General features: G+C 43.4%; 11 protein-coding genes. 3 read left to right on the top strand and 8 right to left on the bottom strand.

Going from position 1 to position 19,052, the window contains the following annotated elements:
- Nucleotides 1-193 precede the first annotated feature (193 nt).
- Together EO92_RS06335 and EO92_RS06340 are read right to left on the bottom strand one after the other, a co-directional pair.
- The gene (locus EO92_RS06335) at nucleotides 194-1,366 is read right to left on the bottom strand and encodes a hypothetical protein (RefSeq protein ID WP_235283217.1); all 1,173 of its coding nucleotides are present in this window, start codon (nucleotides 1,364-1,366) and stop codon (nucleotides 194-196) included.
- A 270-nt stretch (nucleotides 1,367-1,636) separates the two neighbouring features.
- Nucleotides 1,637-2,485, bottom strand: a complete 849-nt coding sequence (locus tag EO92_RS06340) for a methanogenesis marker 8 protein (RefSeq protein ID WP_048170126.1) — start codon at nucleotides 2,483-2,485, stop codon at nucleotides 1,637-1,639.
- 764 nt (nucleotides 2,486-3,249) lie between these two features.
- Between EO92_RS06340 and EO92_RS06345 the strand changes: the two genes are divergently transcribed.
- Both EO92_RS06345 and EO92_RS06350 read left to right on the top strand, forming a co-directional pair.
- Nucleotides 3,250-3,579, top strand: coding sequence for a hypothetical protein (locus EO92_RS06345; protein WP_235283219.1), 330 nt, complete (start codon nucleotides 3,250-3,252; stop codon nucleotides 3,577-3,579).
- 21 nt (nucleotides 3,580-3,600) lie between these two features.
- Nucleotides 3,601-4,113 (top strand): Ig-like domain-containing protein, encoded by a 513-nt coding sequence (locus EO92_RS06350; protein WP_048141083.1) that lies wholly within the window; start codon nucleotides 3,601-3,603, stop codon nucleotides 4,111-4,113.
- Between the two features lie 91 nt (nucleotides 4,114-4,204).
- On the opposite strand, the gene EO92_RS06355 is transcribed toward EO92_RS06350, so the two are convergent.
- Both EO92_RS06355 and EO92_RS06360 read right to left on the bottom strand, forming a co-directional pair.
- Nucleotides 4,205-7,915, bottom strand: a complete 3,711-nt coding sequence (locus EO92_RS06355) for a hydantoinase B/oxoprolinase family protein (protein ID WP_048170130.1) — start codon at nucleotides 7,913-7,915, stop codon at nucleotides 4,205-4,207.
- Between the two features lie 346 nt (nucleotides 7,916-8,261).
- Nucleotides 8,262-9,374: a phosphoserine transaminase gene (locus EO92_RS06360; protein ID WP_048170132.1), complete on the bottom strand. Its 1,113-nt coding sequence runs from the start codon at nucleotides 9,372-9,374 to the stop codon at nucleotides 8,262-8,264.
- A 316-nt stretch (nucleotides 9,375-9,690) separates the two neighbouring features.
- Here EO92_RS06360 and ade point away from each other — a divergent pair, with 316 nt between their 5' ends.
- On the top strand, nucleotides 9,691-11,361 hold the full coding sequence (gene ade / locus EO92_RS06365; RefSeq protein ID WP_048170133.1) for an adenine deaminase: 1,671 nt from the start codon (nucleotides 9,691-9,693) through the stop codon (nucleotides 11,359-11,361).
- Nucleotides 11,362-11,481: 120 nt separating this feature from the next.
- Here the strand turns inward: ade and EO92_RS06370 are convergent, their stop codons facing one another.
- The 4 genes from EO92_RS06370 to EO92_RS06390 form a co-directional block, all read right to left on the bottom strand.
- Nucleotides 11,482-12,063 (bottom strand): DUF2121 domain-containing protein, encoded by a 582-nt coding sequence (locus tag EO92_RS06370; protein WP_048170135.1) that lies wholly within the window; start codon nucleotides 12,061-12,063, stop codon nucleotides 11,482-11,484.
- A gap of 398 nt (nucleotides 12,064-12,461) precedes the next feature.
- Entirely contained in the window at nucleotides 12,462-12,806 is a 345-nt protein-coding gene (locus tag EO92_RS06375; protein ID WP_162197452.1) for a hypothetical protein, read from the bottom strand.
- A gap of 605 nt (nucleotides 12,807-13,411) precedes the next feature.
- On the bottom strand, nucleotides 13,412-14,953 hold the full coding sequence (locus EO92_RS06380; protein ID WP_048170137.1) for a flippase: 1,542 nt from the start codon (nucleotides 14,951-14,953) through the stop codon (nucleotides 13,412-13,414).
- A gap of 1,730 nt (nucleotides 14,954-16,683) precedes the next feature.
- Nucleotides 16,684-18,687 carry a PGF-pre-PGF domain-containing protein gene (locus EO92_RS06390; RefSeq protein WP_052734285.1) on the bottom strand — a complete coding sequence of 668 codons (2,004 nt, stop codon included), beginning with the start codon at nucleotides 18,685-18,687 and terminating at the stop codon, nucleotides 16,684-16,686.
- Between the last annotated feature and the right edge of the window lie 365 nt (nucleotides 18,688-19,052).

A 19,052-nucleotide genomic window follows, 5' to 3' on the forward strand; every position in this document is an offset into this window, starting at 1 on the left:
TCTCAAATATTTGGAAAAGACCGGATGCTTGGCATCCGGTGAGTGCTCGGGGTCTGATACGCGAAAGTAAAAAATCCTGCCCTGTTTTCCAGAAGCCGTTTAGTTAAGTTCTCTCAGCTGCTTGTTTTCAGGTAGCACAGGCAAGGGCATGGTGTTGATACGGATCAGGCTTTTTCCGGTATAGAATCAGAATTCATATTCCGAATCCTGATGTATCTTCAACCATACCCAATCCACTGCCGGTTTCCTTTAGTGTTATGAACTTATCATCGATCTCGATCTGGAAATCAACGACATCGACAAGGTTCTCTATATAACTGAAATTAAAGTTATTCATAAAGCTGAAAGATTCCTTGCAATAGCTCTTCATGACCATGAACACTTTGCCTTCTTCAGCGGTAATGACCCATCTTTTATCCCCTTTTTCTGAAGGGTACTCGTACACTTTTGCCTTCTTGAATCTGTGCATCTTTTTGCTTTCTACATCATAGAATTCCATGAAATTACGTATCTCGTATTCTACTCCACCAATCTCGATATTCGGGATATAGTAGGTCAGGATCGACCCGTTCATGAAAATGATTCTCGACCATTTCCAGGGGATGAAAGGCCCTACAACAATTACTTTCTGCGCATAGCACTTCCCGGAGAAATTCTTATCAAATAGCAAGCCCTCGAAATCGAAATACAGGCTAGCAAGCCTGTAACCGAATAAGCCTCTGAAATTTTCAGCCACCTCTGAATTATAATTATTATCCTCCGGCTCTCTTATATCTACACAGCAGACCTTCTTGCCATTGCTTGAAATATCAAGCATATATTTCGGAAACGACCCATAGAAATCCGCTGTCAGGTCTTTGTTGGAGCAGGTCACCCTGTCATCTTTCACTTCGATGACCCCCAGATCATCAGTGAGTTTTATCTTTATCTCATCATATGCCCAGGAAACACAATACCCGTCTGTTTTATCATTTATTATCTTGCTATTCTCTACATATCTGCCATTGACTTCTGTATCCCCCGCGCTCCTGCCAAACATGAGGAAAAACTGGCGCCTGGACCCGTCATCGGCTGTGAATTTCATGAACCAGTATTCTTTCCCGAAAAGTGGAAGGTCCTCAAAAGAAAAAAGAAGGTCGTCAATGCCTCTTTTGAGTTCTTTCTTCACCAATAGCCTTTCGATTTTACCTTTACTTTCCTTTATCTTCTGTATTGACGCGATAAATGCTTTCTTTTCAGTTTCAGGCAGATTTCTGATGTAATCATTTCTTTCTTTTATAAAGCGTAAAAGCTTGTTTTTTTCGATTACAATTCTCTCTTCAAGAGTTTTGTTTTTAGGCTCTTTGTCATTTGATATGGCAGTCATTTCATCGTCCGTGGAACTTTAGGTAATGCTTTTTCTGAAACAGAACATCTATAAATTCTAAAAAATATAATCTTATCGTAGAAAATATTGCGTATGTATTCATTGTTGACAAAATGAAGGCGAAAAAGAAGAGGAAAAAAAGAAGGTAAAAAAGAAGGTAAAAAAGAAGAGGAAAATAGGTAAAGAAGAGGAAAATAGGTAAAGAAGAGGAAAATAGGTAAAGAAGAGGAAAATAGGTAAAGAAAAAATTAATAACGGCTTTAGAGCCGTTTACTTCAGGTCCCTTGGCTGTTTGTGCTCAGGCAGCACAGGCAGAGCCATGGTGTTGATCAAAAGTGGGCTTTTGATATCTTTTGCCCTTTCGATCACAAGTTCTTTTCCTTTCTGGGTAAGGGCGAAAAGTGGGACTGCGGTTCCAACCTGAGCGAGGGGCTTTACCAGGTCTCTGACGTATTTTGAAGCGCAGCTGGTTACGATATCTGAATTTTCTACCAGAGTCTGAGCTCCTTCCCTGGTTAAACCGGTAACATGTACCCCAATTACTATCAAATCAAGCCCGAGTTCGGCTTCAAGCTTCCGTAACTCTTTTGCGGTTTCACCGAAAGCCGCGGTTACTGCAATCTTTTTGTAACCGAGTTCGGCTGCCTTTTTCACTCCGGCAACCGGGTCCATTACGGCAGTTGAAGGGTCAAGCACAATTCCGCCGCGTTCTGTGATTCCATTTATGATGCCATCTATTGGCTCGGTTTCGACCAGGCCAGACATCCTGCCGCCCATACCCTGAACAAGGGTAGGGTTGTTGGAAATAACCGTGCCTGCGCCTTCACAGGCGGTCACTGTTGTGTCAAGTAAACCTCTGCTCAGGCCTGTCATCATAACTTCAGATGCTCCAAATCCTACAAAGTCCTCGAGCTCCAGACGGCGCTTGTCCGTAAACATCCCGAAATCGCTGATCCTGAACTCCATATTCTTCTTGACTTCTTCGGGGGTGATCTTCTGGATTCCGCGCATCTTGGCAAAGAGGGGGCACCATTTGATTTCAGGCTCTCCGACTTCGACGACTTTCCCGTCTTCTACGACTACTCTTGTTTTTCCAAGTAATTCCATTATATGAGGCATAGTTCCACCTTTACAAGCTGAGCAAAAAATATGATTGTTAAGAAATTCAAATCCGGTAAAAATTGCAGGTAAAGTTTGTGGTTGCTTACTTAATAGTTTATTGGTTTTGGGCTTTTTGATTAAACTTCTGGCTTTTTACTGAATATTTTATTGCTTTGGCTTGTGGTTTACTACTACTTTTTGAGTTATTTGCTATAAATGCAAAATTCATTGATTATTGTAGTCTGAGCTTTCCACTCAATTTGAAGAGGATACCGTTTTTCTTTTAAATTCTTCTTTTTAGTTTTTCTTTTAAATTCTTCTTTTTAGTTTTTCTTTTAAATTCTTCTTTTTAGTTTTTCTTTTTATTTCGTATTTTTTCCATAGTGCTCCGGCAAAAAGAAATACTTCCTTTTTACATCTGATTTCAATTTGCCATCATACGGAATAAGACTGTAACCTTCAAGCCAAAAAGCTGGTCATTCCCGCTTGTCTCAGAGTTTTCCCTGCAGAACTCCATATTAACTTTTCAATCAGATTCTTAATTTAAAGTCTTACTTTAGTTCTCTATAGTATCTGCATTTTTTTCCTGTTTGAAAATCACCATAAATCTCTCACGGTTTAAGATTATTTTTGATCTCATATAGTTGGCGTTATATATTATGTGTGATATAGGATAAATACAGGAGTATTAAATTCAATTACTCTCCTTTCCGGAAGATATTACAAATAAGGAAGGGGTTCTTCGGTCAGGAAAATATAAAGGGGGTGCAAGATTGCTAAATATGAAGAGATATGGCAAGCTGTTGCTGAGCGCATATGTCATGAAGAAAATTAAGCCAGGGGGCTCCCAAAAGAGTGGAGGAATAATTAATAAATATGGTAAATTAGTTCTTGGGGCATATATACTTGAGAAACTCACGTCAGAAAAATCTCAAAAAGAATTAGGGCTTGAAATAGAACCAGAAGAAGTAAAATTGGATGAAGCAGGGGAGGGGTCTTCAATGAATACCTTTTGTAAGATAATGATGGGTATGCTTGTCGGAGCTACAGCTATTTACGCGTTTAAAAAACATGCTGCTAAAAAGTGTGGGTACAAAATCAAAGTGCAATGAGACGAAAGGAGGGGTACGATATTGCATAAAAATAATAACTGGGGTAAATTTCTGTTGGGGGTATTTGCAGGAGCTGCAATTGTATATACTGTTAAAAAGTATATGTGTAACAGGTCCCTTCCAGAGGCTTTCAAATCTCTTCCTCTTCACTTCAAACAGGGGCAGGTTCCTCCAAAGATAAAATCAATTTATCCTGACAGGCAGACTTTTGCGTTCAGGCATGATTCCCCTATCTGGATCGAATTCGATATGCCCATGAATAATGCAAGCATTACGAAAGAGACCGTAATAGTAAGAAGTTCCGCATCATCAGAGCCTGTGGAAGGCCTACTGGATGCAGGGTCCAGAATAATGATGTTCCGTCCTTATGGCGAATATCCTATGGATGAGTCAGGTGCTGAAATAACAATTACCTTACTTGGAACCGAAACCGGATCAGGAGTCATAATAGACGAACGGGGAATTGCTCTGGATGGCGATAACGACGGAAAAGCCGGAGGAGACTTTGTATATACTTACAGGCTTATAAACTGAAATTTCTGCTCTCCGAAATAATACCAGTTTTTTAACCTGTTTTCTTTTTCAATTTCTTTTTTTTTAATTTCTTTTTTTCAATTTCTTTTTCTCATTCTTTTTCTATTTTTTCCCCGCTTTCCTTCTCACAGTACCCTCCACCGCCCGGCGTCTCAATAACAAAAACATCTCCCCTTTTTAGCTTAATTTCAGCCTGCCCCTCAATCTCGAGAACACTGCCGTCTCTGCGGATAAGCGTGTTCTTTCCGCACTTCCCGGGCCTGCCACCTTTGAGCCCAAAGGGCGGGAGTTTCCTGTGGCTTGAGAGAATGGCTGCATGCATATCTTTCAGGAACCTGATTTTCCGGACAACTCCGTTTCCGCCCCTGAATTTACCCTCTCCCCCACTTCCCTGCCGGATGGAAAACTCCTCAAGCAAAACCGGAAACCTTGTTTCAAGGATCTCAGGGTCGGTAATTCTGGAGTTGGTCATGTGGGTATGGACAGCATCCGTCCCTGAAAATCCGGGGCCTGCCCCTGCTCCTCCGCAGATGGTTTCATAGTACTGGAAATCCGAATTTCCGAAGGTGAAATTATTCATGGTACCCTGGGAAGCCGCTAGCGTGCCAAGGGCTCCGAAAAGGGCATCAACAATGTACTGCGAGGTCTCAACGTTGCCTGCAACAACTGCTGCAGGATATTCCGGCCTGAGCATGGACCCTTCGGGAATGATAATTTCAAGCGGCCTTAAACAGCCTGCATTCAGGGGGATATCACTTTTTACAAGTGTCCTGAAAGCGTAGAGGACAGCAGCCAGGCAGACAGAGGCAGGCGCATTGAAATTATTTGAAAGCTGGGGGGAAGTGCCCGTAAAATCGATTCTGGCACCCCGGTTCTTGCGGTCAATGGTGACTTTCACTTTAATTGCATTCCCGTCATCGAGCAAATAGGTGAATTCTCCGTCTGCAAGCCTATCAATAACTCTTCTGACGGCTTCTTCAGCGTTATCCTGCACATGGTCCATATAAGCTTCAACGGTTTCAAGGGAGAATTCTTCAACCATCCTTTGCAGCTCCTGAAGCCCTTTTTCATTTGCAGCTACCTGGGCCCGGAGGTCAGCCGTATTCTGGTCCGGGTTTCTTGCAGGGTATTTTCCCGAGTTCAACCAGGCCTTCAGCTTTTCTTCACAGAAACGTCCCTGTTTGACTATTTTCATGCCCTCGCTCAGCACCCCTTCTTCTTCAATGGTCTTGCTGCCCGGAGGCACGGAGCCCGGGCTTATTCCTCCTACATCGGCATGGTGGCCTCGGGAAGCCAGATAAAACAGGACCTCTCCGGAACTGCCAAACATCGGAGTAACAACCGTAATATCCGGGAGATGAGTGCCTCCATGATATGGAGAGTTGATCAGGTATACATCCCCTGCGTGCATTTCCTGAAACTGTGTCCGTATAAGGGATTTTACGCATTCCCCCATGGAACCCAGGTGAACGGGGATGTGAGGGGCGTTTGCTATCAGGTTTCCGTGCCTGTCGAAAATCGCACAGGAAAAGTCAAGCCTCTCCTTTATATTTACGGAGTGGGCGGTTTTCTGCAGGGTGTAGCCCATCTGCTCGGCAACGGACATGAATCTGTTATTGAAAATCTCAAGCATTACAGGGTCAGCCTCTGTCCCGATGGCTGTCCTGGCAGGAAGCGGAACTCTGCGGGTAAGGAGAAGGTGGTTGCGTGCAGTAATCTCTCCTTCCCAGCCGGGTTCAATTATAATGGTAGTGTTTTTTTCAATCAGAATTGCAGGCCCGCTTATACAGATCCCGGGCCTGAGTTCTTCTATCTGGAAGACAGGGGTTTTGCGGAATTCCCCATAACTGTACATCCAGACTCTGGAAACGGGTGAAAACACAGGATTCTCTTCAATTTCAAGCAGAGGGTCAGAGACTCTCTCCGTAACCCCCACAACCTCCACAGAGACAGCTTCTACAAAAATGGATTTTCCTTCCATTACGAATCCGAAGCGTTTCTTGTGGGCTTCCTCAAACCCGGTCCTGAGGGCTTCTTTATCCGCAAAATCTACATCTAACTGCGTATCCGAACCTGCGTAACGCATATGGACTTTAAAGAGTGTAGCAATGCAGTCTTCCTTAACCCCCTGCTCCAGCATCATCAGGCGGCCTTCGGCCTCATGCCCTGCAAAAACAGATTTTAACTCGTTTATCAGCCCTTCTGACAGTTCAGCTCCAATATATTGTTCTTTGATCAGCCTCTGGTCTGCAAGCCCCATGCCGTATGCAGAAAGAACTCCGGCATAAGGGTGAATGAAAATGCTTTTGATCCCGAGGGCATCTGCAACCCTGCATGCGTGCTGGGCTCCCGCCCCTCCAAAGCAGCAGAGCGTATATTCTTTTATATTGTATCCCCGCTGGACCGAGATTTTCTTGATTGCATTTGCCATATTCTCGACTGCTACGGAAAGGAAACCCTCGGCTGCCTGCTCGGGTGTAAGGGCCCCGCTCTCATGGGTACTTCTCTCGCCAGAGACCTCTTCAGCAAGTTTTTCAAATTTCCTGCGCACAATTTCAGAATCAAGAGGCTGATCTGCACCCGGCCCGAAGATCTTCGGGAACAATTCGGGCTGCAATTTCCCAAGCATAAGGTTGCAGTCCGTAACCGTTAAAGGTCCTCCTTTTCGGTAACATGCTGGTCCGGGATCCGATCCTGCAGAATCCGGGCCTACTCTGAACCTGCCCCCTTCGTAATGGAGTATTGAACCCCCACCTGCTGCAACCGTATGGATGCGCATCATGGGAGAACGCAGGCGCACACCTGCAACTTCTGTTTCCAGACTGCGTTCGTATTCCCCGCTGTACTGGGCTACATCCGTGGATGTCCCTCCCATATCAAAAGTGATTATCTTTTTTGCCCCTGCCATTTCCGAGGTTGCAACTGCCCCCACGATTCCCCCTGCAGGTCCGGAAAGGATGCAGTCCTTGCCCTGGAAAGCCCCCGAATCTATAAGCCCGCCGTTGGACTGCATGAACATGAGCCTGGGACTATTTTTTCCCTCTTTTTCTTCCTCCAGGCTTTCTTTTTCAGGTGCTTCTTTTTCTCTTTCGCCTTCTCTTTCTTGCAGGCTCTTTTCGACCATGTCAACATACCTGCGAAGCACCGGAGAGAGATATGCGTCCACAACCGCTGTTTCTCCTCTGCTCACGATTTTTATTAGCGGGCTTGCCTGATGGGACAGGGACACCTGTGTAAAGCCCGTTTCCCGCGCAAGCCTTCCGAGCTTTAGCTCATGCTCAGGATACCGGTAAGCATGCATAAGGACAATAGCAGCTGAGCGGATTCCGGCTTTGAAGGCCTCTTCAAGCTCTTTTTTTGCACTTTCGAGGTCCAGAGGTACAAGCTCTTTTCCGTCTGCTCCGAATCTCCCGGAAACCTCGATAACCCTCTCATAAAGCTGGTCCGGAAGTTCGATTTTCTGAGCAAAAATATCCGGGCGGTTCTGGTACCCAATCCTCAAAGCATCCCCAAAACCCCGCGTTATAGCGAGAACGGTCCGCTCCCCCTTTCGCTCAAGGAGCGCATTTGTGCCCACGGTTGTACCCATTTTTATGGCTTCCACCTGTTCTGCAGGAAAGGGAGCATTCTCGGGCAGCCCGAGAATCTGGCGGATCCCGTGCATGGCTGCATCTTCATAATGAGCCGGGTCTTCGGAAAGCAGCTTGTGTGTAATCAGTTTTCCATCAGGGCTGCGGGCTACGATATCAGTAAACGTGCCTCCACGGTCGATCCAGAACTGCCAGCGGGTTTTGGGGGACATGAAAGGAATAATTGTATAAGTTGTATTAATTATTAATCAGGAGTTTTGAAGTTTAGCTCTATTTTTAGAAGGTAACAGACTCGTTTTTAAAATCACTTCGAGTGAATTTTCTCTTCTTACAGGGATTCGAATAAAAAGAAAAAACTTTTGGAGTTAAAGTGTGATAAAAAATAAGAGAATTGAAAATTTCTCTTATAAATCAGGTGTGAAAAAAGGATTTTGAAGAGATATTTAAAATCTGTCCGCGTGAGACAAATTTTGGGATAAAACATCCTTTTGCCATCAGCAAAAAAGATATTAACGATCTCTTGCGAACCCTTCTTTGCTGATAACAAAAAGGATTTTATTATTTAACCAAATTGTAAGCCCATTCGATCCATTCACAGAGGCATTGTAAATCCTCTTTCTCGATGGTAGCACCACACCAGATGCGCAAACCCGAAGGAGCATCCCGGTAAGAACCGATGTCATAAGCAACTTTTTCATTCTCAAGCGTTTTAATCAGTGCTTTAAGCTTTTCGTCGGATAAATCAACTTTAAAGCAGACACTGGTACTGGACCTTATCTCTTTTGTTTCCGCTAAGAAATGGATCCAGTTGTTTTTAGCAACAAATGCCTCAAAGACCGCCAGATTTTCATTTGCCCGCTGGATAAGTTGTTTAAGCCCTCCGACAGACTCTGCCCATTTTAGTGTTGCCAGCCAATCTTCATTAGCCAGCATGGAAGGGGTGTTAATAGTAGAGCCTTCAAAAATATCCTTATTTAGTTTACCACCTTTGGTCAGTCGGAAAATTTTGGGCAATGGCCAGGCAGGAGTATAGCTTTCTAACCGCTGAACAGCCCGCGGAGATAAAATCAGCATTCCGTGTGCACCTTCCCCACCTAAAACCTTCTGCCATGAGAAGGTAATGACATCCAGTTTATGGTAGGGTATATCCATAGCAAATACAGCAGAGGTGGCATCGCAAAGCGTGAGCCCTTCCCGGTTATCAGGAATCCAGTCGCCATTGGGTACTTTGACTCCGCTTGTAGTTCCATTCCAGACAAAGACTACATCATTCTTGAAATCGACCTGCTTTAAATCCGGTAATTTCCCGTATTCTGCCTCAAAAACTCGGGTATCTTTTAATTTTAACTGTTTAGTGATGTCGGTTGCCCATTCTTTACCGAAAGATTCCCAGACCAGAACATCAACCCCGCGGCACCCCAGCATGGACCACAAGCACATTTCAAAAGCGCCTGTATCGGAAGCCGGTACAATACCTACGAGATAATCATCAGGAAGTCCAAGCATATCTCTTGTTCTTTTAATTGCTTCAGCTAGTTTTTCCTTGCCAGGTTTGCTCCGGTGTGACCGGCCAAAAGGTGTATCCTTCAGCTCTTCAACAGAATAACCTGGATGTTTGGCACAAGGCCCGGAAGAAAAACAAGGATTTTTAGGAACTCGTGTTGGTTTCATTTTATCTTTTCCTTTTTGGTACTGTTATGTTTTCGGGGGAGAAGAAATTTTCCAGTTACAGGCGAACATGTAATTATAGCCATCCCCGAAGACTTAACAGTGTACCTTTTATTTATCTTTTCGTGCTACTTTTACATGGTCAAAACCGATCTTCATAGCCAACAAAAAAGTGCCTATATATTTCTATAGTTTTTTGCATTTGATGAAAGGTAATCGACCAAATAACCTGTATCTTCCTTTTTTATTCCTTTTCTCCAAGTTCCTAATACTGGTTTTTTGGAAAAATTTATACATTGTTGGGATGAAATAAACCCCCATGAAAAAGTACCCGGGGATAATCGTTGACGCCATTTCAAAACGGCAGTTCAAAGGTGAGATTACTGTTGAAAACGGAAAAATCATTCGTGTTGAAGAGAAGGCACACGATAATGAGCAGTACATCCTGCCAGGGCTGGTGGATGCCCATGTGCACATAGAAAGTTCCATGACCGTGCCTTCGGTTTTTGCCCGGATGGCTGTTGCAAAAGGTACGGTGGCAGTGGTCAGTGATCCTCATGAGATTGCAAACGTTATGGGGGAAGAGGGCATTGATTACATGCTTGAGGATTCAAAAAAAGCCCCTCTTAAGGTCTTTTTTGGGGTCCCTTCCTGTGTGCCGGCTACACCTTTCGAATCAGCCGGGGCGGTGCTGGATGCAGAGGCTGTGGACCGACTTCTGGCAAGGGAGGAACTGTATTACCTTTCCGAGATGATGAATTTCCCGGGCGTGATTTTTGAATTTCCTGAGGTAATGGCAAAGCTGGAATCAGCTAAAAAGTACGGCAAGATTGTTGACGGGCACGCACCTGGCTTGAGGGGAGCCGACCTGCAGAAATATATCGGGGCAGGAATTTCCACAGATCACGAATGTTTTACTTACGAAGAAGCGGTTGAGAAAATAAAACTCGGGATGAAAATCCTGATCCGGGAAGGGAGTTCAGCCAGGAATTTCGAGACCCTGTACAGCTTGATAGATGAATATCCCGAAGCGGTCATGCTCTGCACTGATGATTCCCACCCTGATACGCTGATCTATGAAGGGCATATCGATAAGCTGGTCCGGCGCGGCCAGGAGAAGGGACTTGATATCTATAACCTGATCAGGGCAGCGGTGATCAATCCGGTGGAGCATTACGGGCTCGATGTCGGACTGCTGCATGAAGGAGACCCTGCGGATTTCATCATCGTAGACGACCTGAAAGCCTTCAATGTGCTGAGCACCTTTATCGATGGAGAATGTGTTTACGAAAACGGAAAGGTTCTTTTCCCGGTGGAAAAAGTTCCTGCAAGAAATGTTTTCAACAGAAACAAAATTTCAATTGAGGATGTAAAACTGGCTGTGCCTCCTGCAGGGGAAAATAAGGAAAGGGAAAATAAGGAAAATATAACGAAAATCAGGGTAATCGTTGCCAGGGACGGAGAACTGGTTACAGGTCAGGAACTGGCTCTGCCAGAGGTAGAAAACGGCAATCTGGTTTCGGACCCTGTACGGGATATTTTGAAAATGGTCGTCCTGAGCAGGTATGCAGATGACCCTGTTCAGATCGGGTTCATAAAGAATATAGGCTTGAAAAGAGGCGCTATTGCAAGCAGCATTGCCCACGATAGTCACAATATAATTGCAGTTGGAGCCACCGATAAGGACATAGTTGAAGCTGTCAACCGGCTGGTGGAAAACAGAGGAGGAATCGTTGTGGGCACCGCAGAAAACCTTCTTGATCTTCCGCTTGAGGTTGCGGGCCTTATGAGCACCCTTGATGGAGAAGAGGTAGCTTCCCGGTACCAGCTGCTGAATGCAGAAGCCAGGAGACTGGGAACGTCGCTTGAGTCGCCTTTTATGACTCTTGCATTTATGTCGCTTCTGGTAATTCCCGAACTAAAACTGGGAGATAAGGGCCTGTTTGATGTGACGAAATTCGAATTTGTCGAGCTTTTCGTAAATGAGTGAGCAGAAAAGGGCGGTGCAATTCCCCCAACTTCTGCCTCTTTAGCCTTTTTTGCTTTTTCTGTTTTTGCCTTTTCAGCCTTTCTTGTTTTTGTCTTTTCAGCTTTTTCTGTTTTTGTCATTTCAGCCTTTTCGGTCCTTTTCCACAATTTTCAAAACATCAACATTCGATGCGGTTTGTACGATAACAAACTGCTTGCTAACGGAAGCTGTTTTCTTTGCTGCGGTCTCCATACAGAGCATTAGGATTTTTACTGCATCCTGAAGGTTACTCTTTTTCGTCCAGTTATCCTTGAAACATTTATTGGCTACCTGCTTTGTAAACTCGTTTCCGAAAGCTATGAAATTGCTTCCCTTTCCCTGTGAGCTCAGGGTAAGTTCCGAGTCCCTGAGTTCGGCAATTGCATAATTTCCTGCTGAAGCGTACAGCCTTCTTTTTTTAACGACCCCGCCTTCAACTGAGGAGACCTCCCCTACCAGGATGCCGTTTCTCTCCGAGACTTTGCTCTTGCAGTCCGTGACCGTTATTTTGACCCTAAATTCCTCTGCCTTTTTTGCCAGTTCCTCGTCCGTAACTATTTCACCGCTGTAAAGCTCTTTTTCAAGTTTCTCTCTATCGGACTTCTCTCCTTCAAAAGTGATTTCCCTCATGTCTCCGGCCATTACTGCACCGTTTTTTCCGACGAAAGCGATAACCAAGGTCATTTTTACATCTCCAGAACATGTCTTAAAAGGATCTAAAGGGATCTTCTGTCTTTAAAGTGTCTATTTCTTATTATTTTAGCTTTGCAGAGAAGTCCTCAAGTGATGTAAATTAATTTTCTTGCAAATTTATTTTTCTGCAAATCTGTTTTCTTTCTCTTACAAAATTGGATGGTCACCTATTAAGCAGTTGATATTTCACCAGGGAACCTGAACCCTATAGAAAAATAAAACATGGAAAGACACAAAACATGGAAAGACACAAAACATGAAAAGACACAAAACATGAAAAGACACAAAACACGGAAAGCCCGGAAAAAATCGGGAAATGGAGAAAAAACCATGAAGGTTTCAATTTTGCCTTTTTACACTTCACGGCACTTGATCGGGCTTTTAGTCAATTAGTACGTGACTTCAATAGAGTTTCCATCCTTATCAGTAGCCCTTATCCGTATCAGAGAAGGCAAATAAAAAGCTACAGTTTTGCGCTCTAAAGTATCATTATTTGTATCATCATTTTCTTTTTGATTGATTTTCGCATCAAGAGCCTTCCTTTCGGCGAAAATCGACTTTTTTCCCTCTGAAGCTGGTCTGCTCCGGATTAGTTGTGAAAGAGGGCATATTCTGGATACGTGCATTAACCCAGCACATGCGGAGCATTTAATATTTTTTATTTGGATTCCGGAAAGCTTATTTCTTGTCATGAGTCCCCACTCTTTATTTACTCTCAAATTTTTATATCCCACGTTTATGCAAAATATTTGACACTGTAGTATATCTCCCCACTGTATTTAATTCTTTTGATTTATAGACAAGCCCGTCCTCAAAAAGTAACTATCTAATTATATTACTCCAGCTTTTTTTAGTTCTGGCTTCGGTTTGGTTTTCTGAAAACCTTTTATATAATGTGGGGGAGGCCAGTCTATTTAACATAAAACTCAAAATGTTTAGGAAATAGAGCAAATACCCATTACCTGACCTTTTGCAGATGTTCTAAAAAAAGCATTTTTCTTGTTATCGTTTTTGGAGAATTACTCCTAAATCTGCAATTATTAGTTTAACTGATTCTTCGAGAAATGGGAATTGGAAGCTTTGAATCAAGGCATGAGGTCGAAAAGCGTGGGAAATTTCAAAACCACATGTTTGAATGCCCGGGGCAGTTTTCATACTAAACGATATCAGTAACAATTATGAAACTTGAATCGACATCTGCGGAAAGTGGGGATAATGCTTAATTGTAAAAACAAATTACCGGCATCCCTCGAAAAACAGAGAGGGATATTGCCGGTTTTCTTCAGACTCCGGGAAAGGTTATCCTTTAAGGTTTTAGGTTAGGTTATCCTTTAAAGTTTTAATATCCGAGAGTTTTGAGTGCTTGCGGGAGAAGTGTACTGATATTCTGCATGATTGTTTTTTTGATACCGTTTACCATATCCATTTCTTTATCATCGAGCACCTTTGCAGACCGGATAGCCACGAAATACACAATCATAAAGGCTGCATATTCCCAGCTTGCCCCGGACAACGGGAGCATTTCCCGGGCTGCAAGCATTCCCACAACCAGAATGGCACCTATAAGGGTTAACCTTCTGTACATCGGAGTAAACGGATGCATGTGCTGTGACCTCCAGGCTCTCAGGGTCATTAAGACCTCTATGGATGCAAAGGATACAGAAGATGCTACTGCTGCACCTATCATACCATACTGTGGTATGAGTACGAAGTTAAGTACTGCATTGGTTCCTGCACTTGCAACCGAGCACTTCATCAGAAAGTCAGAGTCTCCGGATGCCATTATTGTGTGGTAGTTGAATCCAAAGTACGAGTTTGTTACGAATCCCAGGGCAAGGATGCGCAGAACCGTGGCACCGCCTGCATAGTCTGCTCCGTAGATTTTCGTCAGGATAAAATCCGGATATACGAACATCAATGCAAAGACCGGGAAGGTAAGCAGGAAGCACCACTTCGTCATTATCGCGTAAATCGAGCCAAGTGGCTCAGTCCGCTTTTCTCCCCACAGCTTTGAGGTTACAGGGGTATACACGAACCCCATGGAACCGATTATCATGGACAGGAACCCGACAAGAGGATATACTGCACTATAAACTCCAACGACTTCGGCGGACTTGAAATAACCAAGCATTATGGTATCTGTCCAGGTCATGAGGTTAAGCAGGGTCGCGCTTATTAAAAGCGGGAATGAGTACCTGATCAGCTTTTTTGTGGGCTCACTGAATTTAAGTTTCCATTCCGGTTTGATCGGGGGTCTTTTTATAAAGTAAACTGACATTACGCCAAATGTAAAGACCATTGAAAGCAGGTCTGCAAATACAACTCCTTTCAGGGACACCCCGAAAAACACGGCAGCTGAAGCAAATCCCAGCAGGGATATCGGCCTTATGATGTTGTAGAAGTACATGTTGACACTTGTACGGCCAAATCCTCTGTAGATCGCCACTGACAGGTTCAGGAGTATGGTGAACGGGATAGCAAAGATCATTATCCTGACAACGGATAAGATTTTACCCTGGATATCAAATCCTTCTCCAGCCAGGCGTTCAAACAATAGAGGTGAGACCAGCATGGCAAGCATACCGGCAACAAGGCCCATTAGTACAGCCGAGAGAATCAATTCATGAATCTTATATTCCTCATGCCTGCCTCTGAAGTATGCAATATACCTTGGTACCCCTTCGTGGAGTCCGAGAGTTGCTACGGCGCCTGTGATTGAGATTACTGTAAGTGCAAGGGAATAGGTGCCGAAATCGGCTGGCGAGAGATATGATGTGAGCACTCCTTTAATTATAATGTCAAGCAGCATTCCAATAAGTGTTCCTGCCAGGATCACACCGGAACCTGCCACTATCCGGTTGACCGATTCGTTAACTGACATGAGAATCCCCGTTCCTTAATTTCCGGATTCCGGGGCTTCCGGACAAGAACAGAATTCTGTTGCCCTGCCAGTTACGATTGAATAACTCTCGGTCAGCTGGTTAAAGTTTAAGCGGCTTCTTTCTGCAGGCTGCAGGAAATTAAAGCCTGATTCTTTAACTTTGAATAGTTTGCCAGATAGGGTGCTGGTATTTGATGGAACAAAATAAGTACCGGGTTGGATAGAAAATTTCATATTAGGGTTCAGGGTTTCAAAGTTTGCTGTTTCAAATTCCTTAAAACAGCTGTAAATCTTAAGTGCGTTGTTGGATCTATCTTTTTGCTTGATTCCTTGTCCGATTGCTCCGGGATGAGCTTTTAAGACAAAGTCTAATTGGGGTTTCTCTTTAACAATCGACATGGTTCTTTTACGACCTTCTGGGTTGGATTGAAGTTAGGTCTTCGATTGTATCCGGGGTTGGAGTCCAGGTAGGGTATGGTAGAATCCGGGGCTGGGTTTCCCGCTGGATTCTATATTGGATTGAGTGTCTGAGAACTCGGTTGGGTAGAGTGTCTGAGAACTCGGTGGTGGCTGGACTTCCTGGCAGTACCCGATGAATTGTGGGTTGGATTTTCCCGGGCAGTGCTCCCTGGGTTGGGTTGGATCCTTGTAGGGTCCCGATTGGGTTCGAATCGGGATTGGATTCGAATCGGGATTGGATTCGAATCGGGATTGGATTAGAAGCTGGATTCTGGCAGGACCCTGTCAGGTTCTCTGCCGAATACTGAATATGGTCTACCGTGGTTTGTTTATTTTTCCGGCAGGCATGGGTGTAGCCCACCGGCACCTCAAACGAACTGTTTATTTCTCCATATTAGATGGATTTCAGTAAACCTGTTTTTTGAAGGCTGCTGCCTTTTTCGTATAATGGCTGTTCAGGGAATTCTCGAGCCATTAACTCAATGCATCAGCAACCGGTTTAGATGCCGAATGGCTGCTGAAAGGTAGCAGGGTACGTTTTGTAAGTTTGATATTGTTTTTCTTAAAACCGGAGAAATCTCAACTTATTAAATTTTATTTAATGTTTCCCCAAATTTTATCAGGAGTACCTGATCGACTAAATATATAAACATTTCGAGATGATTATTTGATTATCATTCTCGGGTCAAACTGGCACCTGAACAAAAACTCATTTACGATGTCCTTCTCAAAAGGTCTGGCTAAAGGCTGGTTCTAAAAGTACAGGGCTGGTATTTTAAGATCTGCTCTGGAGTCATAGTCTGGTTCTATTTCCAAAAATAAGACCTAAAAACACGTATTCAAAACCCTAAAACCTGATTTGCCTTTTTCGGACATCTCTAAACTTATTCCTCATGTAGGAGATTTCGGGTTCGAAAGGGTATCTTTTCTCCTCTTTTTTGTTTACAGACTGGATAAAATAAGGCTTCTCTCCCGAAGGAAAATTAGTGCAATAACTGCGGAGAAATGTCATAATTTATCATTATAAATATTCTTTTAATCTTAAACGAAAATTTACCCGACAGTGTTCCCTAACCCGAATATTATAATAATGATTTTGTATCTTGACCCGGAAAATACTTTAAAATCCAGATATTATAATACATCTCCTCAAGTCTGTCTGTCTGAGATTCCCGATAAACAGACCACCTTACAGAAAAAAAAGAGCGTCAAAAAAGAATGATTTTCATGTATTTTTCATGCCTGAAAATGTAAAAAGCTGAAGGAAAGGTTCAGCCCTTCGTCAAGGATTGTAGAGACTTAATCCATTCTCTAAGCAGGCTGGTTATTTTAGAGATCATTTCAGAGCCCTTAGTGCCTGTACTATTCCCCTGCTCAGACATCTGTTCAGCCGTCAGTCCTGTACTTTCCGCATCCTGAAGATTAACCGAACGAGTTTCCAGTTCAGAACCTGATTCGGTTACATTTTCTGAAGCGTTATTTCCCTTGCCTGTTATTGCAAAGGAGGAGAAACCTGTGGTTTCGGCTGTAAAATACGTAAACTCATCATCTTCTTTCAATATGGAGACTGGTAGTTGTTCCCATTTTCCATCATTGTACCTGTTCAGGGCAATGGACGAGCTATCTGTCCTTTTTTCCTGCATCCAGGCCTTTTCAACCTTAAAACAGATGATCGAATTTTCAATGTTCTTTGAGGTTGCATATCCACTGTTTCCTACCCAGACATTAAAGGACTTATAGACGTCCCCGGAAGGTAGTTCGGAAACAAGTACGGATTTATTTTTTAATTCCTCAACAATGGTTGTGGTCTTGCCTGCGGTCTTTTTAGCATCAAATTCTACATACACAATGCAGGTTGCATTATTTTTAAGATCAAACTTTACTTCTTTACCGTTTGTAATAAAGACCTGGGAGATTTCTTTAACCTCAACATTTTTTGCAGGTTCAGGGGAACCACCGCCACCGCCGGCGCTTCTGTGGCTTCTTCCTCCACTGCTGCTCCCGCTTTCAGCTACTTCGTTATTTCCAGATCCGTCATCTATGGTTTCACTGTCGACGGGCCCGTTATCTACAATTTCATTTTCTCCAGTTCCGTTGTCCCCGGTTCCACTGTCTCCGGTACCACTGTCCCCGGTTCCAATGTCTTCGGAACTACTTTCTTCCGGTTCTGTAACAGTAATTGTGGCAGTTTTTGAATCCATGCCGTTTTCATTGGTTACAGTGAGTTTGGCGGTGTAAGTCCCGGGGGTTGTGTATTCATAAACTGCGCTCTGATCTATAGAGTCAATTGCACCGTCACTGTTAAAGTCCCATTCTCTTCCTTCAACATTTTCCGAAAGGTCGGCAAACTGGACGGAAAGAGGGGCAGGGCCGCTTGTAACACTGCTTTCAAAGTTTGCGACCGGAAGTACAGGTGTGGGTTCTTCAATGGGTTTTTCAGTACCAGATACGAGAGGGAGGGAATCTGCATAGATACTGTTTTCAAAACTATATGCAACATCAGCAATTCCGTCTCCATCCGCATCGGTTGCAGTTTCTGAAAAGCCTGATCCGTCAGGTTTTCCCCAGAAGTTGCCTCCTATATAGGGTCCGCCTACAATATTTGTGCCTGCGGTTTTTGCAGTACTGTATGCATTTCCTACTCCGTTCTTAATATCTCCATTAACAGTGTTAACAAAGTAGTTATTAAAAACGAGATTGTTATCACTTCTTGGACATACATAAAGACCTGAAACACCGTTTGAGACAATGGTGTTACCTGAAAGTGTGTTGCCATCAGAAGTACCCAGGTGAATACCCCGACCGTTATTGTTGGAAGCCGTGTTGCCTGAGATGGTGCTGCCGGTAGAAGTTGCAAGCACAATCCCGTAATCTCCATTATTTGTTACAACATTGTTTGAGACAGTGCTTCCTTTAGAACTCAGAAGGTAAATTCCGTACCCATCGTTCGAAAGTTTGTTGTTTTCAATGATACCGTTGTTACATCCTGAGAATTGGATCCCTGAATAGCTGGTTTTTGTGCCAGTAATTGTAAGTCCGCTAATCCTCACGTTATCTGCCTTCACGGCGAATACATGGGCGCTTGAACTCCTGGCTTTGATGATTGTGTCATCAGGATTTCCGGATTCTGACCTGATTACCAGGTTGTCTGTATTGATTACAATATTTTCGGTATAGGTTCCGGGTTTTACGATAATTTCATCGCCTGAAGTTGCATTGTTCACTGCTGTCTGTATCGAATCACCTGGCTGGACTGAAATCTCAGCTGCAGCCACGATATTCGATCCTGATATTAAGATAAGAATAATTGCCAGTAACGTTATTTGCCTGTTTATTCGGATTCCTCCGTAAATTCAGGGAAGTATGGATGATACTTCAATTAATTTAACGGGGATCAATAATAAACAATATAAATATATTGGTAGAAATAAATATAAAATGGAAGATATTTTTAAAAATCGTACAATAATTTCAAAAATTCTCAATTATTCTACTTTGAATTTACCTGAAAAACAGAACAATTTATGTGCAGGATTAATCATGAATTATTTTTTTATTTGCAGCTTATGTATCTGTTTTTTCCGCTGTTAAGATAATTAATTTATTCAAGCAGTATATATACTGTCTCTTATACACATCT

Source organism: Methanosarcina sp. 2.H.A.1B.4 (genome assembly GCF_000979385.1).
In the GTDB taxonomy this organism is placed as follows: Archaea; Halobacteriota; Methanosarcinia; order Methanosarcinales; family Methanosarcinaceae; genus Methanosarcina.

Excerpts from the sequence above, each read along its gene's own strand:
- EO92_RS06335 (WP_235283217.1), bottom strand. The coding sequence starts at position 1,366 with ATGACTGCCATATCAAATGACAAAGAGCCTAAAAACAAAACTCTTGAA.
- EO92_RS06340 (WP_048170126.1), bottom strand. The coding sequence starts at position 2,485 with ATGCCTCATATAATGGAATTACTTGGAAAAACAAGAGTAGTCGTAGAA.
- EO92_RS06345 (WP_235283219.1), top strand. The coding sequence starts at position 3,250 with ATGAAGAGATATGGCAAGCTGTTGCTGAGCGCATATGTCATGAAGAAA.
- EO92_RS06355 (WP_048170130.1), bottom strand. The coding sequence starts at position 7,915 with ATGTCCCCCAAAACCCGCTGGCAGTTCTGGATCGACCGTGGAGGCACG.
- EO92_RS06360 (WP_048170132.1), bottom strand. The coding sequence starts at position 9,374 with ATGAAACCAACACGAGTTCCTAAAAATCCTTGTTTTTCTTCCGGGCCT.
- ade (WP_048170133.1), top strand. The coding sequence starts at position 9,691 with ATGAAAAAGTACCCGGGGATAATCGTTGACGCCATTTCAAAACGGCAG.
- EO92_RS06370 (WP_048170135.1), bottom strand. The coding sequence starts at position 12,063 with ATGACCTTGGTTATCGCTTTCGTCGGAAAAAACGGTGCAGTAATGGCC.
- EO92_RS06380 (WP_048170137.1), bottom strand. The coding sequence starts at position 14,953 with ATGTCAGTTAACGAATCGGTCAACCGGATAGTGGCAGGTTCCGGTGTG.